This window comes from Desulfuromonadaceae bacterium (genome assembly GCA_019429445.1).
Lineage (GTDB): Bacteria > Desulfobacterota > Desulfuromonadia > Desulfuromonadales > JAHYIW01 > JAHYIW01.
In genome coordinates, this window is record JAHYIW010000018.1 from 1 (window position 1) to 17127 (window position 17127).

Here is a 17127-nt window from a genome sequence, read left to right on the forward strand (position 1 = left end):
CGGCGGATGCGGCTTTTCACGCTGCTACACTCCGTTATTTTAATCCGGTTGGCGCCCATGCGAGCGGATTGATCGGCGAAGATCCGAGCGGCATACCGAATAACTTGATGCCCTTCATCTGTCAGGTGGCGGTCGGCCGGCGTCCGTATCTGAATGTTTTTGGCAACGACTACCCGACCCGCGACGGCACCGGGGTGCGTGACTATCTGCATGTGGTTGATTTGGCCCGCGCCCATGTGTCGGCCCTTGAATATTTATTTCGAGCGGAGCGCAGCCTTCTGGTGAATCTCGGGACCGGTCATGGCGCCAGCGTTTTGGAGCTTGTTCATGCCTTTGCACAGGCAAGCGGATGTGCGGTGCCATTCAAAATTGCCGATCGTCGCCCTGGCGACGTGGCAATGTGCTATGCTGACCCGACTTTGGCGCAAAAATTACTCGGCTGGCGGGCCGAATACGATGTCTTGCGTATGTGTACTGATGCCTGGCGCTGGCAGCAACAGAATCCGCATGGATACAGCAAAAGTTGATAATTTCTGCGAATATCCATATAAGGTTAAGAGTCTTAAAGAACCTATTGAGCAGGCTGTTTGCGCTTTGAAAGATCTGGGTATCTGTTCACCGAAATTTGACACTTTCAAAGACATGAATTATTTATTATCAGTAACTTAGCGCAACCGACAACCACTTTTTTATACTACAACGCTGTTGGTCGGGAACTGTCTTGAATCTTTTTGATTGGCCTAATCCGCTGTTGTCCTGTTGTTGATTTAGTGGTATCTTCCTCCCCCAGCTTTCTAACCTGGAGGGCATATTGATGCTAAGAGAACAGGCTAAAGTTTTTAATCGTCTCTCGGTTTTTTCCGATTCATGTACTGTCCTTTGTGCATTTATTGTTGCCTATTATCTGCGCAGTTACTTCATTGGCAGTGATCACAACACGCTCCGGGAAAACCTGTGGACCATCTCTATTATTGTGCCAGTCTGGTGCTTTCTGCTCTTTCATCATCATCTTTATTCATCGATCCGTCGTTTAAGTTATTTTGACATCCTGGCCAAGCTGGTCAATGTTCACATTTTTGGTGGCATCGCCGTTACTTCCATTTTTTATTTGTTAAATTACGATTTTTTTAGACGAGGTTTCTTTTTGCTGTTTATTGGAACAGCCTTTGTGTTTTGCGTGATTGAAAAATGTTCGCTTAAATTTGTACTTAATCGCCTGCGAAAGAAGGGGTTCAATTCCAGAAATTTACTGATTGTTGGTTCCGAGAAAAAAGCAGAGACATTTATCTCTTTGGTCAAAGAACACGAAGACTGGGGCCTGAAAATTGTCGGATTTGTTCAAGCACAAAACGCCGGAGCCAAAGAGTTTATGTGTGGCTATCCGGTTCTTGGGCAAATAGGTCAGCTGATGGATGTTTGTAAGAGTCAAACGGTTGACGAGGTTGTTTTTTGTTTGCCGCGACCCAAGGAACTGACCATCAATGTTGAAGAATATCTACGAGACTTAGAGGTGCTTGGGATAACGGTTCGTATGGTATTGGGTGACTATGACGTTTATAAAAGCCGTCGTGAACTCAGCCTTTTTCACGAGCGCATCCCGATTCTGACCTTCCATTCCAAGGCGTTCGACGCACAGCAACTGTTTTACAAGAGAGTGCTGGATATTGTTGGCGCGTTGGTCGGGCTGACGATCAATCTGGTCATTTTTCCTTTTCTTTACATTGCAATTAAACGGGATTCCCCCGGACCGATCTTCTTCAGTCAGGAGCGGGTCGGCGTAAACGGTCGGATCTTCATGTGCTGGAAGTATCGTTCGATGTATATCGACGCCGAGGAGCGTAAAAAAGATCTCCTCGACCAAAATGAGATGAACGGGGCGATTTTCAAGATTGAAAATGATCCCCGCATTACAAAAGTCGGACACCTTTTGCGTAAGACCAGTCTGGACGAGTTGCCGCAGTTTTGGAATGTGCTTAAAGGGGAAATGAGTCTGGTCGGGACGCGTCCGCCAACTCCCGCCGAAGTTGCCGAGTACGAGGACTGGCACCGTAAACGCATTGTCATCAAACCAGGAATTACCGGTATGTGGCAGGTTAACGGCCGCAATCAGATCACCGATTTTGACGACATTGTCCGTCTTGATCTTAAATATATCGATCACTGGAGTTTTTGGCTGGACATTAAGATTCTGTTGAAAACAGTCAAGGTCGTGTTGTTCCGTGAAGGAAGTTGTTAGCGAAGTATGAAGGGATATTTTCGATGAAAATTGCCATTGTCGGCACTGGCTATGTAGGGCTGGTGACGGGCACCTGTTTTGCCGAGATGGGCAACACGGTCTATTGTGTTGACTCTGACCAGATGAAGATTGCCAGCCTCTGTGCCGGGAAAATTCCGATTTACGAACCGGGGCTGGATGCGCTGGTGATCAATAATCATGCGAACGGGCGCCTGAAGTTCACTACCTCCCTGCCTGAGGCGATGGCTGATGCAGAGGTTTACTTTATCGCGGTCGGCACCCCGCCAGGGGCGGCAGGCGCAGCCGATTTGTCTTTTGTGCTCGGGGTTGCCGCCGAGATCGGTCGTCACCTGGCCGGTTATGCGGTAATCGTTGACAAGTCAACCGTTCCGGTCGGGACGGCGGATCAGGTGCGCGTCGCGATTCAGCAGGAACTGGATCAGCGCGCTGTCGACATCGATTTCGACGTGGTCAGTAATCCCGAGTTCCTCAAGGAGGGGGCCGCAGTTGACGATTTCATGAAGCCGGACCGGATCATTATCGGTTCTGCCAGTAACCGCGCAACCGAGATCATGCGGCGTCTTTACGCCGATTTCTGTCGCAGTCATGACCGCATTCTGGAGATGGGGCTCCGCGACGCGGAGATGACCAAATATGCTGCCAATGCCATGCTGGCGACCAAGATTTCCTTCATGAATGAAATTGCCGGGCTCTGCGACAGCATGGGGGTCGATGTCGAAATGGTGCGGCGCGGGATCGGTTCCGATAACCGCATCGGCTATTCATTTATCTACCCCGGTTGTGGTTATGGCGGTTCGTGCTTTCCCAAAGATGTGCAGGCGCTGATTCATATGGCACAGCAGCAGCAGTTGCAGCCGCAGTTGCTGCAGGCGGTGCATCAGCGGAACACGGTTCAGAAAATGGTGTTGGTGGACAAAATTCGCACGCATTTTGGAGATTGTCTGGACGGAAAAGTCTTCGGACTGTGGGGGCTGGCGTTCAAGCCGGGGACGGATGACCTGCGTGAGGCTCCGTCGCAGGTGGTCATTGCCGCACTGCTCGCGGCCGGAGCCAGGGTCAAGGCCTACGACCCGGTTGCCATGGACGCTGCGCGTCAGGAGTTGCCTGCCGACTGGTTTACTTCCGGGGCACTGGAATTGTGTAATCATCAATATGATGCCCTCAGGGAGGTCGATGCGCTGGTGCTGGTGACTGAGTGGAAACCGTTCCGGCACCCCGATTTCGGGGCGATGAAACGGCTGATGGCAAAGCCGGTGATATTCGATGGGCGCAATCAATACGATCCTGATCTGCTGGTTGCCGACGGGTTTACTTACTACGGCATCGGTCGTGCGGGGAAAGGGGGCAATAGCGATGGTCGCGCCTGACCGTCTGTTTACGGTGGGTGCGGAGTGGGTCGGCAGCTATGGACAGCGCGCGTAAATCCGCGCCAAAACGGGGCAAACCGGCAAAGAAGTACAGCCAGGCGGCGCGCCTCCATGATGTCATCCGGATTCTGGAAGCGCGTTTCGGTGCTACGGTCGACGATCTGGCGGAAGAATGTGCCGTCACCCGGCGGACGGTCTATCGTGATCTTGACGCCATTCGTGATGCCGGCTATCCCCTCGTTGCGCAACGTGAAGCAGACGGGCGGATGCTGTACCGCTTTATTACCGGCTTCAGAAAAATCCCGCCGATCACTTTTTCCCTTGATGAGTTAATGACCCTCTCCCTGTGCCGGGGGCAGCTGGATTTTCTGCACGGCACCCCCTTTGCCGATGAACTCAACGCGATCTTCGGTAAAATCCATTCCAGCCTGCCGCCGCGCAGCGTCGCGCATCTGGAGCGGATTGCCCACAGTGCCGCGCCGCGCTACCAGGGGGCGCGTGACTACAGTGGCCGGCGGGAGGTGATTACCGAACTGCGCCGTGCCTTGCTCTTCCAGTATCGCTGCACCCTGCATTACACTCCGCCGCATCGGGCCGGCAGCGCGTATCTGGTCGATCCCTACACGTTGCTGGTTTATGACACGGCGCTTTACGTTGTCGGCTACGTCCACAACCGGGGTGCCAACCGCCTGTTTTTACTCGATCGTCTCGACCGCATCGAGGTGAGCGATCAACGCTTCGAGGTTCCGGAAGATTTCAGCCCCGATGCCGTAACCGGGGACGCTTTCGGCCTCATTGATGATGAAAAAGCGCTGACCATTCGGGTGCGATTCGGTCGGCAGGTCGCCCATTTGATTCGTGAACGGCAGTGGCATCCGTCGCAGATCATTGACGAGCAAACCGACGGGGCGCTGATCCTGACCCTGACCGCCGCGGGCGAAAAAGAACTCCTTTCCTGGCTCTATTCCTACCTTCCCGATGTCGAGGTGCTGCAACCAGAGTCTTTGCGCCGGGCGTTTTGTGCCGCTCTTGAGCACGGCTTGAAGGGGGCGAGAAAAGTCCGCCCCGTTGCGTCACGGTGGCTAAATGTATCGAAAAATCCCTGACAGCCAACTTGCTTTCGAGGCAGCAACAGAATCCGCATGGCTTTGCCTGACCTCGTCTTGACAATCTGTTTTTTTGGGTTTACATAAAGATACATGATTTGTAACTTTATGTGAACCTGGATGGCCTATGCAACCGCTGAAGCAACTGGCAAAAATTCTCGCAGAACTCGCGGATAATGAACATTACCTGTTTTCTCTTGTCGATTTGAAGGGTGCAATGCCCGAACAAAGCCAGGGGGGATTCAAGGCGCTGGTCTGTCGCGGGGTCAAAGATGGACTGCTCAAGCGCATCTGCCGGGGGTTATATTTGTACCCGCAGGTGGAATTTGCCAGCGGCCTGGTTCTGTTTCATGCCGCTGCCAGATTGCGCGCCGATGCCTTTAATTATATCAGTCTTGAGACGGCGCTCAGCGATGCCGGGGTGATTTCGCAGATCCCTGTCAACTGGATCACCCTGATGTCTTCTGGGCGCAGCCACATTGTAAATTGTGGTGATTTTGGTCGTATTGAGTTTGTTCACACCAAGAAACGGCCGAAAAATTTAAGCGATCAGTTGGCCTATGATGTTGATTGCCGTTTGTGGCGTGCATCCGTTGCCTTGGCGCTGAAGGATATGCAGGCAACTAAACGGAGTACCGCTTTAATTGACTGGAATGCCGCCAATGAATTTATTTGATCAACTGGTTCTTCAGGCGATGAAAAATAAGGCTGAGCTTGCGCCGTTGCGGGCGGTGGTTGAGAAAGAACTTCTCCATCATGATATTATGCGTGAAATGAATGCCGCTGGCTGTCTCGACACCTTGACCTTTATCGGTGGAACCTGCTTGCGTGCCTGTTATGGTTCTCAGCTGTTGAGTGAAGATTTAGATTTTACCGGTGGCAAAACTTTTGATCGTGAGACGTTGGGCGATTTGGCGACTATTCTTGTTGACCGGCTGGAAGCGAAATATGGTTTGCAGGTGACGGTGGATGAGCCGAAGAGAGAGGTCGGGAATGTTGATACCTGGAAGATGAAAGTTAACACCCGACCGGAGCAAAAATCACTGCCTGCGCAAAGAATTAATATCGATATTTGCGCCTTGCCCAGCTATGATCGGCGCCCTGTGATGGTGCGCAACCATTATGGCGTCGAGATGGGAACTGCCGGCCTGATCATTCAGGCGCAAAGCCGCGAGGAAATCCTGGCTGATAAGCTTGTTGCCTTGGGTTTGCGGCCAAACCGGCTGAAAAATCGTGATCTTTGGGATATTGTCTGGCTTAAACAACTTGGGGTCGAACTGCCGCTGGATTTGCTACCAGACAAGATTCTTGATCGTCAGCGGAGTACGGCGGAATTTTTGATTTTGTTAAATGAGCGTAAGTCTCAATTGCAACTGGATCCGGAATTTCAGCGTGATTTTAGTCAAGAAATGAAACGATTTCTGCCCGTACACATTGTTGTGGAAACGATTGAGAATGAAGCGTTCTGGCCGTATCTTGTGGGGGTTATTTGTGCGGAATGTAATCAGGTTAATCGGTCGCTCACAAATCCGCCTAAAATATACACATTTAAAATGTGATCCAAAATCTTGATTCAAGCTTGATGCCCTCGTTCCGATTTGATGCCCAGCCGGTTAAGAATCTCTTTTTCAGGGCATAGTGGTTCAGTCCTGCAGATGTTTTGTATATAATACAAAATGCGCTTGCCACCGGTCACAGGGTACTCGTCTACTGAAGACCTCCCTCCCCGGAAAATCACAGGTTTTGGAGGACGAAATTTCAGCCTGGTCATCCACTCCGTGGATTGCGCGTGTGACTCATTCTGTCACAGTTGTCTGGTATGGTTGGTTAAACACGCAACGCTATCAGGAGGCAGTTATGGTATGGATGACAATGACGGATGGTGACGGCCACGCACTCTATCTGCAAATTTCCCGGATTGAACCGCGCCGCGCTAATGGCGGGACAATCCACGCCGTGCAGGCCATTGTCGGTGACGGAGTCGATGAAACTGCGCTGTTGCTGGAGGTCGGCGATGAGGTTACAGTGACCTTTATTGACCGGTGGCTGGATGTTGCAACCTTCCGGCGCTTTATCAATCACTACGATCAGTTTCAGCTTGAACAGATTTTGCGCGAAACGGTGCAGTCGTTGACATTTTGCACCCTGCACCCGCCGGGGGAGGGGGCGGCTCAGGTGCTCGGTTACCAGTGTGCGGGGCGTTGGCAGACATTGCCGGGGATGAGTCGACCACACCCGTTGTGTCTGCCGCAGTTGATTGCCGAAGAACCGCCAGCCTGGAGATCGGTGGCTTGATGAGGGCGACGCAATCGACCTGAAAAGCGTTTGCTTTTCAGCTGAGGCTACGGTAAAACTGGACGCAACAGCCCACCGCAATTCAGCCGTTATCAACCGGCTGAAGACAAAGGAGTCCCGTTCTTGCGCACCGTTGTCCTTGCCTCAACCAGCCCCTATCGCCGTGAATTGTTGCGTCAATTGCGCATTCCATATACGTGTGCCGCACCGCGTTTTAAGGAAGCGATTTTACAGGATGTCGCACCGGAACTGCTGGTCAAACATCAAGCGCAGCAAAAGGCACTGAGTCTGCGTGATGATTATCCCGATGCGCTGATTATCGGTTCCGATCAGGTCTTTGTCGATGCCCGAGGGCGCACCCTGGGCAAGGCCGGCACTCCGGCGCAGGCGATCAAGCAATTGGCGGCAATGAGCGGCAAGACCCATACGTTTTTTACCGGTCTGGCGGTTGTCGATGCCGCTACCGGCCGCTGCGAAACAGGATTCACCACCTTTGCCGTTACTTTGCGGACGCTTTCCGAATCCGCCATCGCTGACTATGTTGCTCGCGAGAATCCCGTCGATTGCGCCGGTTCATTCAAGATTGAAGGGCTGGGGATTGCGCTGATGGAAAAGCTGGCGGGGGACGATTATACGGCGTTGATCGGTTTGCCGTTGATCAAACTGGTCACCCTGTTGGCAGAGTTCGATTATCACCTGCTGGGAGGCTCCTAGTACCCTGTAACCGATAGGATTTCGAGGGATTGCGCAGGGCTTTGACGTGTCAGCAAGGCGCGATTTCTGTTGCCTGGCCGTAGCTAAGCAGCTGAAATCGGAACGTAGCTGACGCGGCAAAGAACCAGCAAGATGCGAAAGATTATGGGTGACAGGGTACTAGAGCGTCTTGACGTTGCCAGTGCCCCGCTGATCATGCGGCTGCGCTGAGCCGATGCCGCTGCTGATCGTCTCTGTAACTGAACTGAAACACCACGCATGAAAATGGATTTTATGGAACACGCTCCCTTTGTACACCTGCACCTGCATACCCAGTACAGTCTGCTTGACGGTGCCATCAAGATTGATGATCTGATCAAACGTAGCCACGATCTCAAGATGCCGGCGGTGGCGATTACCGACCACGGCAATATGTTTGGCGCGATTGAGTTTTATACCAAAGCCATGAAGGCGGGGATCAAGCCGATCATCGGTTGTGAACTGTACGTGGCCCCGGAATCACGGCACATCAAGAGCAGCGCGCGCGGTGCGGCTGATGCGTCGTTCCATCTTGTTTTGCTCTGTCAGAACCAGGTCGGTTATCGCAACCTCTGCCATCTGGTCTCAGCCGCCTACCGCGAGGGGTTCTATTACAAGCCGCGGATCGACTGGGAATTGCTGCGTGAATATAATCAGGGACTCATTGCCCTGACCGCCTGTCTGGGTGGCGAAGTTCCGGTTTTGCTCAGAACCGGCCATGAAGATGTCGCTTTGCAGCGGCTGCAGGCCATGAGTGCAATCTTTGATGATGATCGATTGTATCTTGAATTGCAGGAGAACGAAATCCCCGAACAGACCCCGGTGAATGAAGGCTTGATCCGCATCGGTCGGGAACGTGGTTTGCCGTTGGTGGCGACCAACGATTGTCATTATCTGACCCGCGAGGATGCTTACGCCCACGAAGTGCTGCTCTGTATCCAGACCGGCAAGACGATGGATGATCCGAACCGGATGCGTTTCCATAACGATCAGTTTTATGTCAAAACGCCGCAAGAGATGGCAGAAATGTTCAGCCATGTCCCGGAGGCGGTGGCCAACAGTGTGGTCATTGCCGAGCGCTGCAACCTTGAGCTTAATTTTGACACCTACCATTTTCCCCAGTATGACAAGCCGCCGGATAAAACCCTTGATGAAGTTCTGTCCGCAGACGCTCATGCCGGGTTGAGCAAACGTTTCGCCGAAATCCGCAAAGTGCGTCCGAACTTTTCCAGCGCCGACGAACAGGCGTACCGGGAGCGGCTGGAAATTGAACTTGAATGTATCAAGTCGATGGGGTTCCCCGGTTATTTCCTGATTGTCGCGGATTTTATTGTCTGGGCCAAAAATCAGCAGATCCCGGTCGGTCCCGGACGGGGGAGTGCGGCGGGGAGCCTGGTCGCTTATGCGTTGCGCATTACCGATCTTGATCCGCTCCCCTATAATCTGCTCTTCGAACGCTTTCTTAACCCGGAACGGGTCTCGATGCCGGATATCGATATCGATTTCTGTATCTACGGGCGGGAAGCGGTGATTGATTACGTGCGCCAAAAATACGGTATTGACAACGTTGCCCAGATCATCACCTTCGGGACGATGCAGGCCAAAGGGGTGTTGCGCGATGTCGGTCGCGCCCTGAACATGCCGTACAATGACGTTGACCGGATTGCCAAGATGGTCCCGGCGGTCCTCAATATCACCCTTAAGGAGGCGCTGCAACAGGAACCGAAACTCAAGGAGCTGGTGGACAAGGATGCCAGGGTTGGTGAGCTGGTCAAGGTGGCGCTGGCGCTGGAGGGATTGACCCGGCACGCTTCGACCCACGCCGCCGGGGTCGTTGTTACTCCCCGGCCGCTGCCGGAATATCTCCCCCTTTACACCGACCCGAAGTCGGGGGGGCAGATCACCCAGTACGCCATGAAGTACGTCGAGCAGATCGGTCTGGTCAAGTTTGACTTTCTCGGCTTGAAGACGCTGACGGTGCTTGACAAGGCGGTGCGTCTGATCCAACAGGAGAAGGCTCCCGATTTTGATCTCAATCTGGTGCGCGATGATGATCCACTGACCTATGAACTGCTCTCGGAGGGGAAAACGACCGGGGTGTTTCAGCTCGAATCTTCGGGGATGAAGGATTTGCTGGTCAAGCTGAAGCCGAGTTGTTTTGAGGATATCATTGCGGTTTGCGCGCTGTACCGTCCCGGTCCCCTTGGCTCCGGGATGGTCGATGATTTTATCCACCGCAAACATGGACGCAAAGAGATTACCTATCCCTTCCCGCAACTTGAGCCGATTCTCAATGACACCTACGGGGTGATTGTCTATCAGGAACAGGTTATGCTGATAGCCCAGGTGCTCGGGAACTACACCCTTGGTGGTGCTGACCTGTTGCGCCGGGCGATGGGGAAGAAGCAGCCGGAGGAAATGGCGAAGCAGAAGGGCTTGTTCCTGCAAGGGGCTAAAGAGAATAAGCTGGACACTAAAAAAGCCGAGGCGGTCTTCGATCTGATGGAGAAATTTGCCGCCTACGGTTTCAATAAATCACACTCGGCAGCCTATGCCCTGGTGGCTTATCATACCGCCTATCTCAAAACCCATTACCCGGTTGAGTTCATGGCTGCGCTGCTCACCGAGGATATGGAGAATACCGATAAAATTATCAAAAATATCAACGAAGTGCGTTCCATGGGGATCGAAATCCTGCCCCCCGACATTAATGCTTCGGAACGCACTTTCACGGTCCACGACAACGCCATTCGTTTCGGTCTGGGGGCGGTTAAAGGGGTGGGCGCGGCGGCTCTTGAGTCAATCATTGAGGATCGCCGCGATGAGCCGTTTTCCTCTTTGCACGATCTGTGCGAACGGGTTGATCTGCGCAAGGTCAATAAAAAGGTTCTTGAGGCGCTGATCAAATGCGGGGCTTTTGATTCCCTTGATGTCAAGCGGGCCCAGTGTCTGGCGGTTCTTGATGAAGCGGTCGAGATTGGACAAAAGGCCCAGAAAGAAAGGGCCTCGGGACAGGAGTCGCTGTTCGGCACGGAAGAGGTCATGTCACTGCGCGGGAGTTCCTCCCGGCAGTTGCCCGAAGTGTCCGAATGGGCGGAGAATATCCTGCTCGGGTTTGAAAAAGAGTCCCTCGGGTTTTTTATCTCCGGACACCCGCTCGCCCGGCACAGTGCAACGATCAAGCGTTTTGCAACCTGCGAGACGTCGGCACTGATTGAACGGGCGGACAAGGAAGAGGTCCGGGTTTGTGGTATTGTCTCAGGGATGAAAGAGTTGACGACCAAAAAAGGGGAGCGCATGGCGTTCGTGACCCTGGAGGATCTGACCGGCTTCGTCGAGATCGTGGTTTTCCCTGAAGTGTATGCCGCAGCGGTAGAGTTGCTCAAGGGGGAGCAGCCGCTTCTGGTTTCCGGCGAACTCGACATCAACGAAGAATCGTGTAAATTGTTGGCCAAGGAGATTCTGGCGTTGAATGACGTACAGAAACGGGAGACCCGGCGGGTGCACTTCCGGATTACCACGCCGGGGCTGGCGGCGCAACAATTGACCGAATTAAGGTCGATTATCGAGCGCCATCGGGGGGAATGCCAGCCCCTCATTCACTTAGTAATCCCCAACCGGAGTGAAACGTTGATCAGTATTGATGAGCGTTTTCGGGTGGCCGCGAGCGACCAATTAATGGATGACACGGAGCGTCTGTTCGGCTACAATGTCGTCACTTTTGAATAGGCAGATGGTCTGACCACGCTTGTTGCGATGTGTGGTGCGTCATCGTGACCGTCACGGGAGTTAAAAAATGCAAGTCATTCTCGATTTTGAAAAACCGCTGGCCGAACTTCGCCAGAAAATACGTGAGCTGAAAGACTATTCGACCGACAAGATCGATTTTTCCGGCGATATTGTCAAACTGGAAAAAAAGGCCGAAAAATTACGTGACGAAATTTTTTCCAATCTCAGTCGCTGGCAGCGCACCCAGCTGGCACGCCACGTCGATCGCCCCTTCACGCTCGATTTTGTCAACACGATTTTCACCGACTGGTTCGAGGTTCACGGTGATCGCAATTATCGCGATGATCCGGCAATCGTCTCCGGCTTCGCCCGCTTTGATGGCGAGCCGTGTGCGATTATCGGCCACCAGAAGGGGCGCGATACCAAGGAAAAAGTCTATCGCAATTTCGGCATGCCGAACCCTGAGGGGTACCGTAAGGCTTTGCGCGTCATGCAGCTGGCCGAGCAGTTCGGTCTGCCGATCTTCACCTTTGTCGACACCCCCGGTGCGTTCCCTGGTATCGGCGCCGAAGAGCGTGGACAGGCGGAGGCGATTGCCCGCAACTTGCGTGAGATGGCGGCACTCAAGGTGCCGGTGATCACCACCATTACCGGTGAAGGCGGCTCCGGCGGCGCGCTGGGGCTTGCGGTTGCAAACCGGGTGCTGATGATGCAATATTCAGTTTATGCGGTCATTTCTCCCGAAGGGTGTGCGGCGATTCTCTGGGGGGACGGCACGATGGGACCACAGGCGGCCGATGCCCTTAAATTAACCGCAACCGACGTTGACAGTCTCGGGGTGGTGATTGACGGCGTTATTCCCGAACCGGATGGCGGCGCACATACCGACCGCGACGCGGCGTGTAAAAATGTTGCACTGGTGCTGCGTCAGCATCTGGCTGAGTTGAAAAAACTCAGTCCCGATGAGCTGGTTGAGCAGCGCTACCAGAAGTTCCGGGCAATGACGATCGTCAAAGACTGACCCCTTTCTCACGCAGTATCTTCTCACCCTCTCCCCCCTGACGGAGGGGGTGTTTTGTTTCAAGATGCTGCGGATAATGCGGATCGTGTGGTATGAGCAAAAAGATGAATCAATTTGATGTGGTCGGTCTTGGTCAATGCTCCCTCGACATTATCGGGCGCATCGATGACTATCCGGAAATCGACACCAAAACCGAGCTGAATGAAACGCTGATTCAGGGGGGTGGTCCGGTCGCAACGGCATTGGTGACATTGGCCCGGCTGGGCGTGTCGACCGCTTTTGTCGGCAAGATTGGCGACGACAGCTTTGGCCCACGGATTCGCAGCGGGTTGATTTCAGAAGGGGTTGACTGTGAGGGGTTGGTCACCGAGGTCGGGGCGCGCAGCCAGTTCGCATTTGTTGCCGTCGACCAGGATGGGCATCGGAATATTTTCTGGAAGCGCGGCAGTTACCGGCCGTTGGTCAAAAGTGACATTGATCCCAACATGATCGTGAACAGTCGTATTTTGCATCTCGATGGACTCCAGGTGGAGATCTCGGTGCTGGCAGCGAAGCTGGCGCGCAAGCACAAAATTACGACGGTTCTTGACGGTGGCACGCTGCGCCCTTCAATGCTTGAACTGATGCGTTATATTGACCACGCGGTGGTCAGTGAAAAATTTGCCTGGCAGTTGGTCGGCGACGAGGGGCCGAAGGCGGCGCTGGAAAAGCTGCTCGAATACGGCTGCGCGGCCGCGACGGTCACCCTCGGCGTCAAAGGCAGCTGGACGCTGACCGGCGCCGGGGAGTTCTTTCATCAGCCGATTTACAATGTCAAAGTGGTTGATACCACCGGCTGCGGAGATGTTTTTCACGGCGGATATATCTACGGTTTGTTACGCCAGTGGCCGGTGCAGGCGGTGGTGCGTTTCGCGACCGCCTGTGCGGCCATCAAGACCCGCAAACTTGGGGGGCGAACCGCCATTCCGACGCTCAAGGAAGTTGAAGCCTTTCTCCATCGCGGTGACTGATCCCGCTGCTATCGAAAGTCGTGATGTTGCGTAACCGTTGCTTTGTTATCCTCGTTCTCTGTTTGTTCTGTGGCGCCTGTGGCGCCCCGCAATATTCTTCCCGCGTGTTACATAATCCAACGAATCAGCATCTTAAAGGGCATCAAAAACCGTATAAGGTCAATGGCGAGCGTTATGTGCCATTACTCGATCATACCGGGTTTGTTGATGAGGGACGCGCGAGCTGGTACGGCAAGGATTTTCACGGCAAGCAGACCAGCAACGGTGAAACGTACGATATGCACGCGATGACCGCTGCACATAAAACTCTGCCGCTGGGGGTTTTTGTGCGCGTCAAGAATCTCGACAATGGCAAGGAAACAGTGGTGCGGGTGAATGATCGCGGCCCATTTGTGGTTGGCCGGATCATCGATTTGTCGTACGCTGCTGCCCGGCAGCTCGATGTGGTTGGGCCCGGCACCGCCCCGGTGAGGATTGAAGCGCTCGGGTATCAGATCAAGGGAGCGAGCGGCAAGGTCAGTTATCAGCAACCGAAGAGTTACGATTCCGGGGTTTTTGCCGTGCAGGTGGGCGCTTTTAGTGTCGAAGCGAATGCCCGGCGTCTGGCCGATGATCTGGGGCGACGTTACGGGCATTCCGGGTTGCGACGTGGGGTGGTTAACGGGAAGACGTTCTTTCGCGTTCATGCCGGGAAATATGAGTCGTTGGAGGAGGCACAGTCAGCGTTAATGGAGTTCGCTATTGACGGCTTTGAAGGGTTTGTGGTGGCGGTGGATTGAAATCTTTATCGGGTGCAAGGTAAACTGGTAGCTATTGGCCGGAAATTCGATAAACTTGCACATGTCGTATGCCAGTCGTTCGGTCATGGGTGCCGGGTCGCGGACAAGCGCAAAAAAAATTAACGAATGAGACAAATTTGATGCACGCGCGGGGGCAATATACGATTTTCCGGGAGGCTCGATGGATTTTTATCGATTATCGATTGACGAAATTTTTGCCAAGTTAGGCGTGACGCCAACCGGGCTGTCTTCCGCAGAGGTCAAGGCGCGGCTTGACCTTCACGGGACGAATGAGCTGGAAACCAAAACGGCGATCAATCCGCTGGTCATATTCGTCAATCAATTCAAAAGCTTTATTATTTACATCCTGCTCTTTGCAACGGTTTTTTCCCTGCTGATCGGCGAATACGTCGATACCGCCATTATCCTTGCCATCCTCATCGCCAATGCCGTGATCGGGTTTTTTCAGGAGCTGGGTGCGCATCGTTCCCTGGAAGCTTTGAAGATGATCAGTACGGTTCGGGCGACGGTACTGCGTGACGGCAAGCTGCGCACCATTGAAGCAAAAAACCTGGTTCCCGGTGATATTGTCCAGCTTGATGCCGGTGATAAAGTTCCGGCCGATCTGCGGATCATTGAGGCGGTGCGGCTCAAGGCTGAAGAATCAGCCCTTACCGGGGAAAGTGTTCCCACCGAAAAGAATTCCCTCCTTATTGCCGGGGAGGTTTCCCTTGGCGATCGCCGTAACATGCTTTTTTCCGCGACTTCGATTGTCACCGGTCATGCCCGGGCGATTGTTGTAAACACCGGCATGCAAACCGAACTGGGGCGCATTACCGCCTTGATCAGGGAGGCGGTTGAGGAGATGACCCCCTTGCAACGGCGCCTTGATCGATTTGGGAAAAAACTTGGTTACGCCATCATTGTGATCTGCGCGATTGTTTTTGCGCTGTGTTTTTCCAAGGCATATTGGTCTGCCACCTTGACGGTCGATGCTGTCGTGGCTTTTGCTTTTATCGCCATCAGCCTCGCGGTGGCCGCGGTGCCGACAGCTCTGCCCGCGGTGGTGACGATTGCCCTGAGCATCGGCGTTAAACGCCTCCTGGCAAAAAAAGCGTTGGTGCGCAATCTATCTTCGGTTGAAACGTTGGGCAGCTGTGACGTCATCTGCACGGACAAAACCGGCACGTTGACTGAAAACCAGATGACGGTGCGTCAGGCATGGACCATCGACAGTGAAATGACATTTTCCGGCACCGGTTACGCGCCGGTAGGTGACGTGACCGGGGCTGTTTCTGCGGAACTTTTGCGTTGCGGGTTGCTCTGCAATAACGCTTCTTTATTTGAAGAAAATGGCTGGCAGATTGCTGGTGATCCGACCGAGGTGGCACTGCTAACCAGTGCCGCCAAGGCCGGGATCCGCAGCGAGGCGCACAGACTTGACGAAATCCCCTTTGATTCAGAACGCAAATTGATGAGTGTGCGCTGTTCAGCCCCGCAAGGGGAAACCATCTATAGCAAGGGGGCGCTGGATATGGTCATTGCTCGCTGTCAACGGATTCAACGGGGTGACAGCGAGATGCCCCTGACAGCGGAGCAGGTGGCGATTATTGAACGTCAAAATGCGCTTTATGCCTCAAGGTCAATGCGGGTGCTGGCTTTTGCCAAAAAAAGTCTTGCCGCGACCGATGATTTTCGTGAGGATGACCTTTGTTTCCTTGGCCTGCAAGCGATGATCGATCCTCCACGTCCGGATGTGGTCGCGGCGATAGCCAAGACCACACAGGCCAAGATCCGGGTGGTGATGATTACCGGGGACTATGGCGAGACGGCGCGGGCGATTGGTCGGGAGGTCGGCATCAAGGGGGAGCTGTTAACCGGTGCGGATGTAGAGCAGATGGACGATGCCGCGCTCCAGCTGGCGCTGGAGGAGGGCACCAATATTTTTTCCCGCGTGGCTCCCGAGCATAAATATCGTATTGTCGACATGTTGCAGCAGATGGGGCACACTGTGGCGATGACCGGAGACGGAGTCAACGATGCTCCGGCGCTGAAAAAGGCGAATATCGGTGTGGCGGTTGGCAGTGGCACTGCCGTGGCGAAGGACGCAGCCGATTTTGTGCTGCTTGACGACAGCTTTTCCCATATTGTCAACGCCATCGAAGAGGGACGCGGCATCTACGACAATATTCAGAAGTCAATCATGCTCTTGCTTTCGGGGAACCTTGGTGAGGTATTGATCATCTTTCTGGCCGTGTTATTCGGCATGAATCTTCCTTTGACCGCCATCCTGTTATTGTGGGTCAATATGGTGACCGATGGTGCCCCGGCTCTGGCCTACAGCGTCGATCCCTACGGTCGGGATATTATGCAGCGGCAGCCGAAGTCCCGCGCCGAGGGGATTTTGCCGCGCCCAAAACTTGTTTTGCTCGGGGTGCTCGGCAGTGTCGGCACCGCCCTTGCTCTCACTCTGTTTCAGGCGTTTGGCGGTAATTCAGATTCACCGGTTGACTTGCTGCGCGCCCAGACCATGGTGTTCAATTTCGTTGTTCTCTATGAGGTGGTGCTGATTTTCGTCATCCGCAGTGATTATCAGGTTCCTTTTCTGGCTAACAAATGGGTATGGGCGGCAGCTGTGCTGTCCGTTGTCCTGCAGGCGATTCTCATGTATACCCCTCTGGCGGGAGTATTCAAGATCATCCCCCTGGGTCTTGCGGATGTCTCGATTCTGCTTGGTAGTGGCTTGCTGTTCATGCTCATCGCAATGACCTATCAGTGGGTCATGCGGAGAATGCTCCAGGAGCCTGCTCCCTGAATCCACTCCACATCAG

13 protein-coding genes are annotated in these 17127 nt (G+C 53.7%); all 13 read left to right on the plus strand.

Features of this window, described 5'->3' with window-relative positions; genetic code table 11:
* Positions 1-527 (plus strand): GDP-mannose 4,6-dehydratase (locus K0A93_08600; GenBank protein ID MBW6512152.1); only part of this gene is annotated, 527 nt, incomplete at its 5' end.
* A gap of 287 nt (positions 528-814) precedes the next feature.
* On the plus strand, positions 815-2236 hold the full coding sequence (locus K0A93_08605) for a sugar transferase (protein ID MBW6512153.1): 1422 nt from the start codon (positions 815-817) through the stop codon (positions 2234-2236).
* 23 nt (positions 2237-2259) lie between these two features.
* Positions 2260-3624 carry a UDP-glucose/GDP-mannose dehydrogenase family protein gene (locus tag K0A93_08610; protein MBW6512154.1) on the plus strand — a complete coding sequence of 455 codons (1365 nt, stop codon included), beginning with the start codon at positions 2260-2262 and terminating at the stop codon, positions 3622-3624.
* A 38-nt stretch (positions 3625-3662) separates the two neighbouring features.
* Positions 3663-4730: a transcriptional regulator gene (locus K0A93_08615; protein MBW6512155.1), complete on the plus strand. Its 1068-nt coding sequence runs from the start codon at positions 3663-3665 to the stop codon at positions 4728-4730.
* A gap of 127 nt (positions 4731-4857) precedes the next feature.
* Positions 4858-5406 carry a hypothetical protein gene (locus K0A93_08620; GenBank protein MBW6512156.1) on the plus strand — a complete coding sequence of 183 codons (549 nt, stop codon included), beginning with the start codon at positions 4858-4860 and terminating at the stop codon, positions 5404-5406.
* Complete coding sequence (locus tag K0A93_08625) at positions 5393-6289, plus strand: nucleotidyl transferase AbiEii/AbiGii toxin family protein (GenBank protein ID MBW6512157.1); 897 nt, start codon at positions 5393-5395, stop codon at positions 6287-6289. Before K0A93_08620 ends, K0A93_08625 begins: the two co-directional genes overlap by 14 nt.
* A 298-nt stretch (positions 6290-6587) precedes the next feature.
* A complete protein-coding gene (locus K0A93_08630) occupies positions 6588-7025 on the plus strand; it encodes a hypothetical protein (protein MBW6512158.1) in 438 nt (145 codons plus the stop codon).
* Positions 7026-7148: 123 nt separating this feature from the next.
* Positions 7149-7739, plus strand: coding sequence for a Maf family nucleotide pyrophosphatase (locus tag K0A93_08635; GenBank protein MBW6512159.1), 591 nt, complete (start codon positions 7149-7151; stop codon positions 7737-7739).
* Positions 7740-8012: 273 nt separating this feature from the next.
* Entirely contained in the window at positions 8013-11486 is a 3474-nt protein-coding gene (dnaE, locus tag K0A93_08640) for a DNA polymerase III subunit alpha (GenBank protein ID MBW6512160.1), read from the plus strand.
* A 67-nt stretch (positions 11487-11553) separates the two neighbouring features.
* Positions 11554-12507, plus strand: a complete 954-nt coding sequence (locus tag K0A93_08645; GenBank protein MBW6512161.1) for an acetyl-CoA carboxylase carboxyltransferase subunit alpha — start codon at positions 11554-11556, stop codon at positions 12505-12507.
* Between the two features lie 104 nt (positions 12508-12611).
* A complete protein-coding gene (locus K0A93_08650; GenBank protein MBW6512162.1) occupies positions 12612-13517 on the plus strand; it encodes a hypothetical protein in 906 nt (301 codons plus the stop codon).
* 23 nt (positions 13518-13540) lie between these two features.
* Positions 13541-14296 carry a septal ring lytic transglycosylase RlpA family protein gene (locus K0A93_08655; protein MBW6512163.1) on the plus strand — a complete coding sequence of 252 codons (756 nt, stop codon included), beginning with the start codon at positions 13541-13543 and terminating at the stop codon, positions 14294-14296.
* A gap of 181 nt (positions 14297-14477) precedes the next feature.
* Positions 14478-17111, plus strand: coding sequence for a cation-translocating P-type ATPase (locus tag K0A93_08660; GenBank protein MBW6512164.1), 2634 nt, complete (start codon positions 14478-14480; stop codon positions 17109-17111).
* Positions 17112-17127: the final 16 nt, after the last annotated feature.

What these genes read in the sequence shown, in the direction of transcription:
- K0A93_08605 (MBW6512153.1), top strand. Translation starts at nt 815, where the DNA reads ATGCTAAGAGAACAGGCTAAAGTTTTTAATCGTCTCTCGGTTTTTTCC.
- K0A93_08610 (MBW6512154.1), top strand. Translation starts at nt 2,260, where the DNA reads ATGAAAATTGCCATTGTCGGCACTGGCTATGTAGGGCTGGTGACGGGC.
- K0A93_08615 (MBW6512155.1), top strand. Translation starts at nt 3,663, where the DNA reads ATGGACAGCGCGCGTAAATCCGCGCCAAAACGGGGCAAACCGGCAAAG.
- K0A93_08620 (MBW6512156.1), top strand. Translation starts at nt 4,858, where the DNA reads ATGCAACCGCTGAAGCAACTGGCAAAAATTCTCGCAGAACTCGCGGAT.
- K0A93_08625 (MBW6512157.1), top strand. Translation starts at nt 5,393, where the DNA reads ATGAATTTATTTGATCAACTGGTTCTTCAGGCGATGAAAAATAAGGCT.
- K0A93_08630 (MBW6512158.1), top strand. Translation starts at nt 6,588, where the DNA reads ATGGTATGGATGACAATGACGGATGGTGACGGCCACGCACTCTATCTG.
- dnaE (MBW6512160.1), top strand. Translation starts at nt 8,013, where the DNA reads ATGGAACACGCTCCCTTTGTACACCTGCACCTGCATACCCAGTACAGT.
- K0A93_08645 (MBW6512161.1), top strand. Translation starts at nt 11,554, where the DNA reads ATGCAAGTCATTCTCGATTTTGAAAAACCGCTGGCCGAACTTCGCCAG.
- K0A93_08650 (MBW6512162.1), top strand. Translation starts at nt 12,612, where the DNA reads ATGAATCAATTTGATGTGGTCGGTCTTGGTCAATGCTCCCTCGACATT.
- K0A93_08655 (MBW6512163.1), top strand. Translation starts at nt 13,541, where the DNA reads ATGTTGCGTAACCGTTGCTTTGTTATCCTCGTTCTCTGTTTGTTCTGT.
- K0A93_08660 (MBW6512164.1), top strand. Translation starts at nt 14,478, where the DNA reads ATGGATTTTTATCGATTATCGATTGACGAAATTTTTGCCAAGTTAGGC.